Source organism: Rufibacter ruber (genome assembly GCF_014138425.1).
Taxonomy (GTDB): Bacteria; Bacteroidota; Bacteroidia; order Cytophagales; family Hymenobacteraceae; genus Nibribacter; species Nibribacter ruber_C.
Genome location: NZ_JACJIQ010000005.1, coordinates 68,968 through 83,777, shown reverse-complemented (window position 1 = coordinate 83,777; position 14,810 = coordinate 68,968). Strand labels below are relative to the sequence as shown.

General features: G+C 54.3%; 11 protein-coding genes. 6 read left to right on the top strand and 5 right to left on the bottom strand.

The window, feature by feature from the left end; all coding sequences use genetic code 11:
- Nucleotides 1-277: 277 nt before the first annotated feature.
- The 3 genes from FHS90_RS07345 to FHS90_RS07335 form a co-directional block, all read right to left on the bottom strand.
- Nucleotides 278-1,657 carry a high affinity choline transporter 1 gene (locus tag FHS90_RS07345; RefSeq protein WP_182512549.1) on the bottom strand — a complete coding sequence of 460 codons (1,380 nt, stop codon included), beginning with the start codon at nucleotides 1,655-1,657 and terminating at the stop codon, nucleotides 278-280.
- A 146-nt stretch (nucleotides 1,658-1,803) separates the two neighbouring features.
- Entirely contained in the window at nucleotides 1,804-2,550 is a 747-nt protein-coding gene (locus FHS90_RS07340) for a LytR/AlgR family response regulator transcription factor (protein WP_182512548.1), read from the bottom strand.
- 378 nt (nucleotides 2,551-2,928) lie between these two features.
- A complete protein-coding gene (locus tag FHS90_RS07335) occupies nucleotides 2,929-3,948 on the bottom strand; it encodes a sensor histidine kinase (protein WP_182512547.1) in 1,020 nt (339 codons plus the stop codon).
- Nucleotides 3,949-4,159: 211 nt separating this feature from the next.
- On the opposite strand from FHS90_RS07335, the gene FHS90_RS07330 reads away from it, so the two are divergent.
- The 4 genes from FHS90_RS07330 (at nucleotide 4,160) to FHS90_RS07315 (ending at nucleotide 10,841) form a co-directional block, all read left to right on the top strand.
- Nucleotides 4,160-6,595, top strand: coding sequence for a TonB-dependent receptor (locus tag FHS90_RS07330; RefSeq protein ID WP_182512546.1), 2,436 nt, complete (start codon nucleotides 4,160-4,162; stop codon nucleotides 6,593-6,595).
- 1,207 nt (nucleotides 6,596-7,802) lie between these two features.
- Complete coding sequence (locus FHS90_RS07325; RefSeq protein ID WP_182512545.1) at nucleotides 7,803-8,207, top strand: DUF983 domain-containing protein; 405 nt, start codon at nucleotides 7,803-7,805, stop codon at nucleotides 8,205-8,207.
- 71 nt (nucleotides 8,208-8,278) lie between these two features.
- The gene (locus tag FHS90_RS07320; RefSeq protein ID WP_182512544.1) at nucleotides 8,279-9,151 is read left to right on the top strand and encodes a helix-turn-helix domain-containing protein; all 873 of its coding nucleotides are present in this window, start codon (nucleotides 8,279-8,281) and stop codon (nucleotides 9,149-9,151) included.
- 88 nt (nucleotides 9,152-9,239) lie between these two features.
- Nucleotides 9,240-10,841 carry a PQQ-dependent sugar dehydrogenase gene (locus FHS90_RS07315; protein WP_182512543.1) on the top strand — a complete coding sequence of 534 codons (1,602 nt, stop codon included), beginning with the start codon at nucleotides 9,240-9,242 and terminating at the stop codon, nucleotides 10,839-10,841.
- Between the two features lie 54 nt (nucleotides 10,842-10,895).
- On the opposite strand, the gene FHS90_RS07310 is transcribed toward FHS90_RS07315, so the two are convergent.
- The gene (locus tag FHS90_RS07310; protein WP_182512542.1) at nucleotides 10,896-11,219 is read right to left on the bottom strand and encodes an Mpo1-like protein; all 324 of its coding nucleotides are present in this window, start codon (nucleotides 11,217-11,219) and stop codon (nucleotides 10,896-10,898) included.
- A 181-nt stretch (nucleotides 11,220-11,400) separates the two neighbouring features.
- Here FHS90_RS07310 and FHS90_RS07305 point away from each other — a divergent pair, with 181 nt between their 5' ends.
- Complete coding sequence (locus FHS90_RS07305) at nucleotides 11,401-12,240, top strand: energy transducer TonB (RefSeq protein WP_343049623.1); 840 nt, start codon at nucleotides 11,401-11,403, stop codon at nucleotides 12,238-12,240.
- A 116-nt stretch (nucleotides 12,241-12,356) separates the two neighbouring features.
- Here the strand turns inward: FHS90_RS07305 and polX are convergent, their stop codons facing one another.
- Nucleotides 12,357-14,066: a DNA polymerase/3'-5' exonuclease PolX gene (gene polX / locus FHS90_RS07300; protein WP_182512540.1), complete on the bottom strand. Its 1,710-nt coding sequence runs from the start codon at nucleotides 14,064-14,066 to the stop codon at nucleotides 12,357-12,359.
- Between the two features lie 321 nt (nucleotides 14,067-14,387).
- Here polX and FHS90_RS07295 point away from each other — a divergent pair, with 321 nt between their 5' ends.
- On the top strand, nucleotides 14,388-14,786 hold the full coding sequence (locus FHS90_RS07295; RefSeq protein WP_182512539.1) for a hypothetical protein: 399 nt from the start codon (nucleotides 14,388-14,390) through the stop codon (nucleotides 14,784-14,786).
- The last annotated feature ends 24 nt before the right edge of the window (nucleotides 14,787-14,810 follow it).

The window sequence follows — 14,810 nt, the reverse complement described above, 5'->3', positions numbered from 1 at the left end:
TTTGGAATTGATTTAAATAAAATTTGTCACCTGCTACAGGCTCGTGAGGATTAGAAACCGGCATAGATACCCCAAAGCTGTTGGGAATTTTAAAAGAGAGCTCCGCTGCAAAGTTTCCGGTTTCTGTTTTCGGGCTGTTTTCCTGAAAACAGCCCGAAAACAGAAACCATGGAACACAGAAACCATGGAACAATGAAAACCTACCCGGCCGCCTTTGCCCCGCAGCCTTGGAACCTCTAAACAGCTTCGCTAAAAGCCCTGATCCCCTATTCAACCATCAAGCCCCGGCTCTGGAACCAGGCCGAAGAACATGCCCCGCCACATACCCCACCGTACTCCCCGCCAGGCCGTACCACATAGGTTCTACCTGGGTACCCCAGAAACGGCAGAGCAGCCACACCCCCATCCCCAGCCCCATAGACAGAATGGCGGCTCCCGCCGAAGTTCTCTTCAGGTACATTCCGGCTACCAGCGGCACCAGCAGGCTCACCAAGCTCAGCACCGACGACTCGCTCACCAGCTCATGGATATTGCTCCTGGACATAGCAAACCCCAGCGAGATGGCCGCCACCACCAGCACGCTCACCCGTGAAAGCAACAACAGCCTCTGATCAGTCATGTTTTTGAAAAACGGGCGAAGCAGGTTTTCGCTCAAAATAGACGCTGGGGCCAGAATAGCGCCGCTGGCCGTACTCACTATGGCCGAAATCAGCGCCCCGAAGAACAGCACTTTCACCACCAACGGACTAGAACCCAGAATCAGGCTGGGTACCAGCATCTGGGCATCTTTGGCCGCCAGCTCAGGGTGCAGCACCCTGGCATATACAGCTAAGACCAACGGCAGCAGCGCCACCGTCACGTACAGAAACGCCGCCAGCAGAGACGCCCGCACCGCCACCTTCTCAGACCTGGCCGCCATGACCCGCTGAAACACGTCCTGCTGCGGAATGGAACCCAACCCAATGGTGAGCCAGAGCGCCAGGTAATTGAGCCACCCGGTAAAAGAGGTGCCGGTTTTGGGCGTAAGCCGGTAGAAATCTGCCGGGAGGGTGGCCGTTACCTGGGCCAGAGGTTTCTCACGCATGACCCACCACGTGACCACCAGCAGGCCCAGAATGATCATGATGGTCTGCAGGTAGTCTGTCACGCTCCACATGCCCCCAAAATACGTGTACACCACCACCAGAAAGCTGCCCAGCAAAACCCCTTGCACCAGCGTTGTGCCCAGCAGCAGGTTGAAGGCAATGCCCAAGGCCACCATCTGCGCCGCCACCCAGCCAAAGTAGGAAACCACCAGGCAGACAGAGGCCACTACTTCGGCGGTACGCCCAAACTTGACCCGGTAAAAATCCCCGAAGGTGAGCAGGTTCATGCGGTACAGTTTCCGGGCGAAGAACAGGCCCACCAGCACCAGGCACAGGGCGGCGCCCAACGGGTCTTCCACCATGCCCATCAGTCCGTCTTCGGCTACTTCGGCGCTGGCGCCTAAGATAGTCTCTGACCCAAACCAGGTGGCAAAGACCACCGCGGTGGCCATGGGCAACGGCAAGGCCCTGCCCGCCAATAGGAAGTCTGCGGTGTTGTGCACGCGCCGCGCCGCCCAAAGGCCTAGCAGCACATTGAGCGCCAGGTACAGCAAAACAAAAAAGACAAGCATTAGAAACGGGTTTCTGTTTTAGGGCTACTTTTCAGAAAACAGGTCAAAAACAGAAGGCAAGATAAAAGATACGCTCAATGGCCCGTTACTTCTTTTGCATTTTATTACGGTGTCCTTTCCCATTCCCATTTCCTAATCAGAAAACTTTACCCCTGCTCCTTCTCTCTGATCAGCTTAAAGAAGTTTTCGCGGTAGGTTTCGCCAATGGGGATTTGCCGGTCCTGGATGTAGAGCGTGTGGCCGTCAACCATGCGCACTTTGTCAATGGAGATGATGTAGCTTTTGTGCACGCGGTAAAACGGCGGCTGCGGCAGCTGCTCCTCCAGGTCCCGTAACGTCTGGTAGGTGACCACCCGCTGCTGCGGCAGGTACAGAGACACGTAATTCTTGAGGCCCTCAATAAAGAGAATATCCGCGTAATTGATGCGCAGGAACTTGTTCTTGCTTTCGCCTTTCACAAACATGTACTCTGCCGGGGCGGCTGGCGCCGATGTTGCCGGGGCCACTGCAACAACCGGAGCGGCCGGCGCAACTACCGGCTGCAACAGGGCCTGCGCCTTCTGTACGGCTTTCAAAAACCTGTCAAACGCGATGGGCTTGAGCAGGTAATCTACCACATCATGCTCGTAGCCTTCCAGGGCGTATTCTGGGTAGGCAGTTGTGAGAATAACTTTGCACTTGTTGCCGGCCAGTTTCAGGAACTGCAACCCGGTCAATTCAGGCATCTGGATGTCCAGAAACACCAAATCGCAGCGACCGTCACTTACCCAGCCCAGCGCCTCAATAGGACTGGTGGTACTGCCCACAAACTGCAGAAACGGAATTTTCTCAATATAGGCCTTGAGCAAGTTAGACGCGTACGCCTCATCATCCACACAGATACACCGAATCATTTTAATAGGGAATTGAGAATTAGGAATTTAAAAGTAACTGTTTTTGGCTTATTTCTGGAAAAACAGGCCGAAAACACAAACTGCCGCATTCCCTCTCCCTGGAGGGAGAGGGCTAGGGTGAGGGGGCAACGGCGGCTATAGAACAAAGGCAGAGCTATTTCTAGGAACAATACATTATGAGTCTTTTGAGCTGGCGTTCCTAAGTATTCAGCGGGAATTATTTCTGTGACTTTTTTCTGCTTTCCATACCTGTTGCTGTCTGAGTCGCATCTCCCCTCATCCTACCCTTCTCCCTGAGGGAGAAGGAACACCGCTTTTCTGTTTTTGGGCTATTTTTTGGAAAACAAGCCAAAAACAGCATTAAATGTAGCATAGGCCTTACTTACCCATCTGCAATTTCAGCTTGGTTTGGTGTACCAGCCCGTTGTTCTGCACGGTGAGTTCATGTTGGTTGGGGTACAGAAGCTCCAGCCTGCGGCGGATGTTTTGCAGGCCGATGCCAGTGGTCTGGTCTTTCTGGGCTTTATGAATATGATTTATTACCTCAAATGACAGGTTCTGCTGGGTCACTTTCAGGCTTATTTGTATAGGATTGGCCGGGTCATCGGCTATGCCGTGCTTGAAGGCATTCTCTACAAACGGAATCAGCAGCAGTGATGCCACCCGCTGCCCGCCTACCTCGCCTTCAACGGTAAAATTCACGAAGAAGCGGTCTTCAAACCTTAGCCGGAAGATGTCAATGAAACTGCGCAGGTAGTCCAGTTCCTTCTGCAGCTCTACCTGGCCGTCTGGGCTCTCGTGCAGCATGTAGCGCATCATCTCAGAGAGTTTGAGAATGGCCTCGGCCAGTTTCTCTGAGATGGGGTACGCCTGCGCGTAGAGGTAATTGAGGGTGTTATAAAGAAAGTGCGGGTTGATCTGGGTTTTCAGGAAGGCCAGTTCGGCCTGTATTTTTTCGGCGCGCAGCAGCTTGTTCTCCTTTTCCTTCCTGAAAGTCACCTGCACGCTCCACACCACCAGGCTCAAGACCAGGGCGGGCATGGCGTAGTACAGGTTGTCAACCATGAAATACTGAAAGGTAGTGCCCTTCCCGTAATTACTGAACCCCAACACCAGCGGGTACAGGGTTTCCTCCAGCAGATACCGGCAGATAATGAAGAGCACCGGCGCACCGGCCCAGGCCACCACCAGGAACAGAATGCGCTCGCGGTTCAGGAACAGCGGGTACACAAACAGGTAGCAGTAGTAGAACTCCACCACCATGCACACCACAAACGAAAGCTGTAGCCACATGATGGCCTCTGGGTGACGGGGCTGTTCAAGGTAAATTCCTACCAGGCAGTATACCAGGTACAGCGCCCAGGCCAAAATATGGTATAAGACAGTTCTGTGCTTCATGCTTTAAAACTACACAACGGCCCACACCTCACCACATTTTTTATCCCAACCCCCGCTTTTGCCGTGCCAACCCCTGTTTTCGGCCTGTTTTTCAGAAAACAGGCCAAAAACAGGGGTTGGCATAATTTTCCCAGGCGTTGGGATTATTATTTTTCGGGTGAAGGCCAGACCGCGCACCTTTGGGCATCATTTCACCAAAACCCATTTCCCCATGCGCCGTCACCTCTACTCCACCCGCTGCCTGTTCCTCCTGCTTCTGTTCACCGCGCTGCTGTCCCCGTGGGCAATGGCCCAGCCCGGCACCACCGTGAAAGGCCAGGTGCTGGAGGCTAAAACCCAGAAACCGGTGGGTTTCGCCACTATTCTGCTGGTGCTGCTGCCAGACTCCAGCGTAGCCAATTCTATGATGGCAGATGAGGCGGGCACGTACGCGTTTGAGAAAGTGGCCGCCGGCCGATACCTGGTAAAAGCCAGCCGCATTGACTTCAACACCGCCGTGAGCCAGCCCTTTGCCGTGAAGGGGCAGCCGGTGCAGGTACCGGCCTTACAAGCCCAGGAGAAAACCACCGCGCTCAAAGAGGTGGTGGTGCAGGGCCAGCGCCCCTTGCTGGAACAGCAGGCTGACCGCCTCATCCTGAACGTGGAGAAACTGAATACCGCCGGCGACAATGCCCTGGAAGTACTTAAAAACGCCCCCGGCGTGCGCCTGGACAAAGATGACAACATTCTCTTTAGGGGCAGCGGCAGCGTAAACGTGATGCTCAACGGCAAGATGACCTACATGAGCGGCACCGAGTTGAGCAACTACCTCAAATCCTTACCCGCCTCGGCGGTAAGTAAGGTGGAACTCATTGCCAACCCACCGGCTTCTTATGACGCAGCGGGCACGGCGGGCGTGATCAACATCCAGCTCAAGCGCGAACTCACCAAAGGCATGAACGGCACCCTGAGCGTGGGCACCGGCTACGGCAAATATGAAAAGGCGTGGGCGGGCATCAACCTGAACTACAACCTGGGCAAGTTCAGCTTTTACACCCGCCTCAACACCGGCCACTACAACTCGTACAACCGCCTCACCATGGAGCGCATCATCCGGGACAGCCTGTACCGGTCAGTGAACTTCTGGCACCCCAAAACCAAAAGCGTGAACGTAGTGGCGGGCGGCGACTGGTTCATCCATAAGCAGCACACCGTGGGCCTCATGCTCAAAGGTTACACCTCGCCTGAGAACACGCTCACCACCAGCAGCTCAGTGAACTATGACGTGCCGGGCAACGCCATTGGCAGCGTGCAGATGAACAACCCCAGAGACGTGGCCTCTCACAACTACAGCCTCAACGCCAACTATAAGTTTGACATAGACACCACCGGCCGCTCCCTCTCCTTTGACGCTGATTTTGTGCGCTACCGCAACGGGGCAGACGAGCTGTTCACCAACCAGTACCTGGGGGCCGCCGTGACCGGCGAAAGGGAACTGGAGCAACTGCAGAGCTTCTCAGACGCCGCCATCCGTATTTTTGCCGTGAAGCTGGACTACGTGCACCCGCTGGGCAGCAACTGGAAAGCCGAGACCGGCTGGAAAAGCAGCTGGGTGCAGAATGACTCAGACATCAGGTTTGAGCGCCACCAGGAGAACGGCTGGCAGAATGACGCGGGCCGCACCAACCACTTTCTGTATGACGAAAACATCAACGCCGGGTATCTGAGCCTGAGCAGGAAATTCAGCAAACAGCTGAGCTTCAAGGCGGGCCTGCGGGCCGAGCAGACCATTTCAAAAGGCAATTCCCTCACTACCAGAAATGTGGCCAACCGCAACTACTGGGAGCTGTTCCCCAGCGCTTTTGTGAGTTACAGCCCCAAAGATGACCACCAGTTCTCCACCTCGTACAGCCGCCGCATCAGCAGGCCCAACTACCGCAGCCTGAACCCGTTCACGTTCTATTCAGACCCGTACACCGGCCTCAAGGGCAACCCGTTCCTGCAACCGTCGTTCTCCCACTCGTTCCAGTTCAACTACATCTTCAAAGGTTTCCAGCTGTTGGGCATCAGTTACCTGGAGCAGAAAGATTTTGTGATGGAAGTGGTGCGCCAGAATGATGTTACCAAGGAAAGCATCAGCACGCCGCAGAACCTGGCCCGCGCCACGTCTTTGAGCTTCAGCAGCGGCGGTACCCTGCCCGTGAAGAAATGGTGGAACGCCAACCTGCAGGTGCAGGCCAGCCTGAACAAGGTAAACACACCCGTGCAGGGCGAGCAGTACAACCAGGAGCAGTTCTCCTGGGACCTCAGCACCGACCATAACTTTGTGCTGCCTAAGAACTTCAGCGTGCAGTTTGCCGGGTACTACAGTTCCCCGTCTGTGTCTGGGCTTTTCCAGAACAAGGCCAACTACCAGTTGAACCTGGGCGGCAAGAAGACCTTTCTGGACGGCCGCGCCACCGTGAGCCTCAAACTCAACGACATCTTTAACACCTCCCGTTTCAGGGCCCACCTGCACTATGACAACGTGAACATGTACTGGCAGAACGAGTGGGAAAGCCGCCGCCTCAACCTGAGCTTCGACTACAAATTTGGGAACAGCAAAATCAAGACCGCCCGTAACCGCAGAACAGGAACCGGTGACGAAGAAAACCGGGTAAGCAAGTAACCTTAGCGTGGCTACCAACTTCTGGCCCTGCACTTTTGCTCCCAACGGTCCCTCAGCTTTGATAGTTGAGGGGCCGTTGCGTTTTCGGCCTGTTTTGGCCAAAACAGGCCGAAAACGCAAAAGCGGAGGTTTTAAGATAGAAGCTGGCCCAGACGCTCATAGCAGCTGCGATCACCACGGTGTCTTTGGAAATGGCTGATGGTGGATTACTGATGCGGTTGGATCAGGCAACTGGCGCGAGACTGCCGTCTCGTGCCAAGGATGGTGCGACTCTCCAGACTCGCCGGGAGCCGCGGGGAGATCAGCGATGCGTGAGAATACCCCTACCCCTCCAGGGAGGGGAGTGATCAGGCATGCGTGGATCAGCAGATGTAAACATCCCCCTTCGCCCCTTTCAAAGGGGGAGTATCTGCTATAGATGTAAGGCACGGAAGTAACTTCCGCGCCATAGAGTGCGATAGAGAGTTACTGAGAAAGCTGCAGTCAGTGGGGAATGGGGTATTGGAAAAGAAGGAGTAGTAGGAATAGCAGAAGAACAGCGCCTTAAAAGCAACTTTGCGTTTTCGGTCTGTTTTCTGGAAAACAGGCCCGAAACAGAACAGAAGCCCCACCAACTGCACCACCAGTTAATTGTACCTAAGAATTACCGCAGACCCTTATACCTCCTCATCAGTGCCTGCGGGAGCGGGCGACGCAGAAGCCGCAGGCGCCGAGGAGCTTAGCGGGAGCACGGACAGACGCTTCAAAACCGTAATGGCCACAGCAGCTATGAAAAAATAGCGGTATCCAGGTGCAAAATTAATGAAGCCCCTCCTGTCTGAGCAGCAGCGAGTCAGGGGCTTCTTGATTCTTTTGGTTAGGTTGAGCATCAAGAATCAACGTGACAAACGCAGGCAGAAAGCAACTGCAGTCAAAGGCTTGGCAGGAACGGGAATGGGAGCAAAAGGTAATTTAAGGCGAAAGTTCCCTCGGCAGGATCAGGAAGACGTTGTAGGGTAGGTTCAACAGGAACAAAAGCTGCTATAGAACAAAATAAGGAGAACCAGCTGCAAGCACCCCAACCCTTCCCGGGAGGGGAGTTATCTTCAATGCGTAAGAGACAAGGCGGTGCCTGGTCTCTACTAAAATCACCGCAACAACCGTCATTTGTCCTATCCCAATCTGCCTGCGGCACGTACCTTTGTAGTAGACTTAACCACCGGAAGCCATGTTAGGGAAAGGTTCTAAACTATACAGCATTGCCAAACTCAAATGCCCCCGCTGCCACGAAGGCGATTTATTTGAGAACAACAGCCTCCTGAGCTGGAGCAGGTTCTCGCAGATGAAAGACCATTGCTCTGTGTGCCAGCAGGTGTACGAGCCGGAGCCGGGCTATTACTACGGCGCCATGTACGTGAGCTACGGCCTCACCACCGCCCCTACCCTTGCGTTTGTGGTGCTCATGATGCTCTACTCAGGCGAAGTAACCCTTTGGTCCCTCATGGCGGCCCTGGTGTTGAGCCTGGTGCTCTTTCTGCCGGCCATTTTCAAACTTTCCCGGGCCATCTGGATTAACATCTTCATCAGCTACAACCCCACTGCCGCTAGCAGTCCGCAGGCGCGGGGGCATTAACCAAAGTTGCTGTTTATAGGCTATTTTTGGTAATTTCGGGCGAAACCAGCGCGGCGCACACCGCTTGGCGTATGCCCGAAAAACTCCCTGTCTACCGTATTCCTGATTTTACCGCCGCCCGCGCCCTGACCCAGGGCTTTCACGTGGTAGACCTGCAGACCCACCGGCAGAAGCACGCCTTTGTGCAGGCCCCGCACAAGCACGACTTTTACCTGTTGCTCTATCTCCGGCAGGGCCGGGGTACCCACACCATTGATTTCACAGAGTACCCCATACAACCGCACAGCGTTTTCTTTCTAACGCCCGGCCAGGTGCACGCCTGGGACCTGGCCCCAGACACACAGGGTACGCTGCTGTTCTTTTCACCGGAGTTTTTCCCCAACGGGCAGGAAACAGAGAAACTGAGACAGTTTCCGTTCTTCAGGGCCTGGCAACAACTGCCGTTGGTCACCCTTTCGGCGGCAGAAGCCGCCCCCGTTGAGCAGCTTTTTCAGAACCTGCTGCAAGAATACCAGACGCCCCAGCCACTGCAGACAGACGCCCTGAAAAGCTATCTGCACCTGCTTTTGATCCAGCTCTTGCGTCTGTACCCCAGCCAGTCCCCTCTGTCTGGCAGCACCACATGGCCCTTCCAGCTGTACCAGCTGGAGACGCTGGTGGAGCGGCATTACCGGGAGCACCGCCCCGTTTCGTTCTACGCCCAGGCCCTGCATCTCACCGCTAAGTACCTGAACGAGCTCTGCAAAGAGAACCTGGGCAAAACCACCTCAGATTTACTGCAGGAGCGGCTGGTACTGGAAGCCAAGCGGTTGCTCATCCATTCGCCGCACCTCAACATTGCACAGGTGGCGCAGGCCCTGGGGTTTGATGACAATTCCTATTTCAGCCGGTTTTTCAAGAAAGAGGCAGGGCGCACCCCTGAGCAGTTCCGGCGGCAGGGGTAAATACTGATTCTGCCCCCCCATATCTGGTTTTGAACAACCAATTACCGCGGGCGGCGGTTTAAAGAACCGGTATCCAGCATTTGTCCCCATGGCCCGCTCACTTTTTCTTCTCGTAAGTTTATTCATTTTCTCCTGCTTCCCCCGGGCCACCAAAGCCCAACAGGTAACGGGCCCCAAGGGAGAAGTCTTCATGGTGCGGGTAGTTAAGGCTCACCTCAGCGACCCGTGGGAAGTGACCTACGGGCCGGACCAGCACCTGTGGGTCACAGAGGCAAAAGGGTACCGGGTAAACCGGATCAATCCGGCCACCGGCGCTCAAACCGTACTGCTGGACCTGAACAACGCCAAAAACTTCCCCCGGTATGATAAGATTCCAGACAGCCTGGACGGGGGCAAGCCCTGGCCGCAGGGCGGATTGATGGGGCTGGCCCTGCACCCGCAGCTGCTCACCGGCAAACCGTATGTGTACCTTGCCTACGCCTACCGTTTCGCGGGGGCCAACCAGCCGGGCGATGGCTGTGACCCCAACTTTGGCGGCTGCCATTTCACCATGCGGGTGGTGCGGTATGACTATGACCAGAAGGCACAGAAACTGGCAAACCCCACAATTCTCTGTGACAGCATACCCGGCAGCAATGACCACAACTCTGGCCGGCTACTCATTGCCCCCATGAACGGAAAGCACTATTTATTTTACACCGTGGGAGACATGGGCGCCGGGCAGTTTAAAAATGTAGGCCGCCCCAACCATGCGCAACAGATCAGCAGCTATGAAGGGAAAGTGCTTCGGTTCAACCTGGAGCCAGACGGGGACCAAGGCGACGTTGACCGCTGGCTTCCCAATGACAATCCGTTTACCAAACCAGGGAAGCAGAGCGCCGTCTGGACCTACGGCCACCGCAACGCCCAAGGCCTGGCGTACGCCAAAATTGGGGGAGTTGGCCAGATTTACACCAGTGAGCACGGCCCTTTCTCAGACGACGAGATCAACCTGCTAGAGCGAGGCAAGAACTACGGCCACCCGCTTATTATTGGGTACAATGACAACAACTACAACGGCTTGGCGGCGGGTGTGAGCAGCCACTCCCACCTTCCCGGCGAATGGCACACCACCTACCCCACCATCACCAGTGAGGAGGCCAATGCGGCGGCTATTGGGAAAGACACTTACCGAGATCCCCTTCTCAGTCTCTACCCCCACTCAAACGCTTTCCTCCAACGCATTCTGGAGCAGGAGCGAAGCGGGGGAAAGGCCTCGCCGGAGTGGCCGTCAGATGCGCCCAGCAGCATTGAGGTGTATACGGCCTCGGCCATACCCGGCTGGCAGAACTCGCTGCTCATTCCCACCCTTAAAACTGGGAAACTGATCAGGGTAAAACTCAATGCTTCGGGCACCGCCGTGGTGGGTGACACCCTCTCTTACTTCCATCAATCCCAAACCCGCTACCGCGATCTGGCCCTCTCCCCAGACGGTGAAAAAATCTATCTGGCCGTAGACAGCTCCTCGGTCACTTCCGGCCCTTCGGGCGAAGACCCGAAAAGCAACCAGTACCGCGGGGCGATTCTGGAGTTCACGTACCTGAGAGGCGGGAAATCAGGGGAAGGCGCTACCGCCCCCCTTCCGGTAGACCGGAAACCAGCGGGCACCAAAGAAGCGGTTCGGCCAGCTAAGAAAAGAAGGATAGAATGAGTTTTCCGTTTTCGGCCTGTTTTCTGAAAAACAGGCCGAAAACGGCTTTTGGCACTATTTAGACCTGAACTTTTGCTTACCAACCAGCAACTGGAAAAACAGCACAAAATCTGACGCCAGACTGTAGAGCGGGTATTGGAACGTGGCCGGCCTATTTTTCTCAAAGAAGAAGTGCCCCACCCACGCAAACCCGTAGCCAATCACCGGCAACCCCCACAGCCACGCATACCGCCCCAATACCAACGCCGCTATGAGCAGTATCAGAAGCAAGCCGGTTCCGGTAAAATGCAGCACCCGGCTGGTGGTGTTCTGGTGCTCTGAGAGGTAGAACGGGTAGAACTCTTTGAAGGAGGTGAGGCGGGGTGAGGGGTTGGCCATGGCAATGCACTGTTACAGTTTTTCTATTTGTACGAAGTGCCCATGATGTTGATTCCTGTTGCGATAGTAGCACTTCTTATACCTTTCCTGTTTTTAAGCTATTTTCTTAAAAGTAGCTTAAAAACAGGAAAGGCAATTTGAGTATCTTGGTCGAATAAATCAATTTCTTCATTTCTTACCTATGAGGCGGCCTATTTACCTCTATCTTCTATTTCTCCTTTTTGCCTTTCCAGCTTTTGCTCAAACCGGGGAGAACTCCAATGCTAAAATTTATATTGCGGTAGAGGAAATGCCTGAATTCCCGGGTGGGAATGATTCATTGATCTACTACATCAGGGATAATTTTATCTTACCTAGGTACGCTTCTTCACCAGATACTTTGGCTACCATCTATGTAACGTTTGTGGTAGATTATTTTGGGTATGTACAGGATGTGCAGAACTTAAACAGGGTTCATCCTCGTGTAGACCATAATGCAGTGAATGTTATAAAGGGAATGCCCCAGTGGAAACCAGGAAGGCAGGACGGGGAACCGGTCAACGTAAAAAACACGGTTCCTATCAGGGTGCCCGCCCCAAGATCTATTCCTAGCTTTTTGCGTGGGAAATCTCCCTTTATAGAACTTGCCTATGATGAAGAAGCATATGAGGCAGGTGTCTTTCTGGGAACAATGGAGAACCCGGAATTTCCTAAAGGTGAAAAAGCCCTGGCCAGCTTTATCAGGCAACACTACAAAACTCCTGCAACAGCGGCACAGAAAAAAGTAAGCGGCACCGCAAAACTATCTTTCATAGTGACACCCGCCGGAAAGGTTACCAGAATCAAAACCATGTCAAACCTTGGCCATGGCATTGAAGAAAACCTCACCGAAACCCTTAGCCAAATGCCTGCCTGGAAACCAGGAGTAGATAAAGGACTCCCCCAGTTCGTGAAAAGAACCCTTGAGTTTCAAATCACAAATGGGAAAGCGACTTTCAAAGCCATTGTTCCTTCTGAATATGACCAAGTAGATTTTGATTAAAAAAACCTTGTAAGCGAACCAGACAAGCAGCGATAGTCAGTTTTTACTGTTCGCCCACAAGATCTTTCCAAGATGACCAGGAGGTGTGACTTCAGGTTTGTGACGTACAGAACAACTCAAATCCCCTTCGCCTTTTTCCGCTCCGCGAAGTACGACTCCACTTCCTCCCGGCTCTTGGCATTAAACGTCATCTCTGCCGTTAAACCGCCTTTTCGGCCTACCAACACGCCGTAGCGCATGTCTTCGTAGCCGCGCATGCTGTGGGCGTCTGGGTTGATGCTGAGCAGCACGTTTTGGCTGAGGGCGTACTCTACCCAGCGCCAGTCCAGGTCTAACCGCCAGGGGTTGGCGTTGATTTCAATGATCACCTGGTGTTCGGCGCAGGCGTCAATGACGGCTTTGTGGTCAATGGGGTAGCCTTCGCGGCGCAGGAGCAGACGGCCGGTGGGGTGCCCCAGCATGGTGGTGTACGGGTTGGCAATGGCGGTGAGCAGGCGGTCAGTGGCTTTGATGATGTCCATTTTGAGGTTGCTGTGAATGGAAGCCACAATGAAGTCAAAAGACGCTAAGACCTCCGGGTCATAGTCTAAGGAGCCATCGGCTAGAATATCTGACTCAATGCCTTTGAAGATTTTGAACGGGCCCAGCTCCTGGTTCAGGCGGTCTATCTCTTTGTGCTGCTCTTTGATCCTGAATTCCTGCAGGCCATTGGCGTAGTAGGCAGATTTGGAGTGGTCACAGATGCCCAGGTACTCATAGCCCAGCTGCTGGCAATGCACGGCCATCTGCTCCAGCGTATGGGCCCCGTCTGAGTAGGTGCTGTGGTTGTGCACCGTACCTTTCAGGTCAGCGTCTGTGAGCAGGGCGGGCAGCTTGTTTTCTTTGGCCAATTCCAGCACGCGCACGCTTTCCCTTAGCTCCGGCGCAATGAACGGCAGGCTGACCCGCTGAAAGATTTCTTCTTCAGAAATGGCTGGTTCGCCGTAGGCTTCGGCCATGAGGGTGTCGCCGTTCTCATTCACGGGCAGCCCCAGCCAGTGCGGGTTGGCCGAATACAAGAACACCTGGTTGGCAAACCGCCGCTCCGGCACCAGCCGCACCTCCAGATTCACGCCTGAGGCGTCATGCACGCCCCGCCACACAAAAGGACCGGAGAGGTTTTCCAGCGGCGTCACCCCCGGCAGCTCCTGCAGGAAAGCTGGCCAGTGGCTGTCTTCTTTCAGGCTGATCAGGAACTGCAGGGTCTCTACGGTTTCCAGGTTGCGGCGTATCTCCCCCACCACTTCGGCGGAAGCCGTTTCTGGCCTTTTTTTCAGAAATTGGAGCAAATCCAGCGCCAGCGGCTCGGCCTCGGCCCACAGCAGTTTGCCTTTGTTGGCCTCAGTGTACTGCAGCCCCTCCAGAATGGTCTGCTGGGTTTTCGCCCCGAAGCCTTTCAGCTTGGAGATCTCATTTTTCTCACACGCCTCCCGCAGCCCTTCAATGGTTTCCACGCCCAGGTCTTTCCAGATGGTTTTGATTTTTTTGGGGCCAATGCCTTTGATGCTGAGCATCTGCACCACGCCCTCAGGAGTGGTTTCCAGGAGGCGGTTCAGGTCTGCGTGGCTACCGGTCTGCACGGCTTCCAGAATCTTGGCGGCCATGCCTTTGCCAATACCGTCCAGCTTCTCCAGTTGTGATTGGCTCATCTGGTGAATGGGCTGCTCTAGGCGCTCCAGCACCATGACGGCGCTGGTATAGGATCTTATCTTGAACGGGTTCTCGTCATGCAGCTCCATGAGAGAAGCCGTGAGCCGGAACATACGGATGAGTTCTTTGTTTTCCACGGGAAGGATTGGCTAAGGGTGGTCAAGCAAAGATACAAAGTTAGTCCTGAGTTCTGAGTCCTGAGTGCTGAGTAGGGGCTAAACCGCTTCTTCTTGTCAGGCCGTTACCCGCCTCTGGTGAGTGCGCGCCCTCAACCTGCTGTTTTGGGCCTGTTTTTGGGAAAACAGCCCTAAAACAGAAAAAGCTGCCAGAAAAATCTATGGTTCAAATGAATTCCAGCCCCCAGAACTCAAGTCTATAAACTCAGAACTCATAAAACAGAACTATTTATTATCTTGTGCCTAGTTTATCAGGATATGCGTCTTTGGCAAACTCACCCTATGAAGAAACTGTCTTTGCTTTGCCTTTTCATGTTGGGCCTGATGGCGTTTCAATGCCGCACCGGTGCCGCCTTACCAGACGCGGTGTATGGCCAGACCTGGTTGTACTCGTATGAGGAAGACTCCGCCGATGTGCGCACCTACCGCCCCAACACCTTCCAGTTTCCGCCGTCGCGCGGGCGTACCGGGTTTATGCTGAAGCAGGACGGCACCTTTATACACTATGGCATTGCCCCGGCAGATGGTCTGGAGGAGCAGCCCGGTACCTGGAAGGCAACATCTAAAAACCAGATACAGGTTACGTTCTCAGATACCAGCAGACAGCCTGCTAAACTTGAAATCATCTCAGCGGCTCCCACGGTTTTAAAAGTGCGCCGGTTAACCCCTGAAGAAAATTAGTATCCACCTTTATTCAACTTGTCT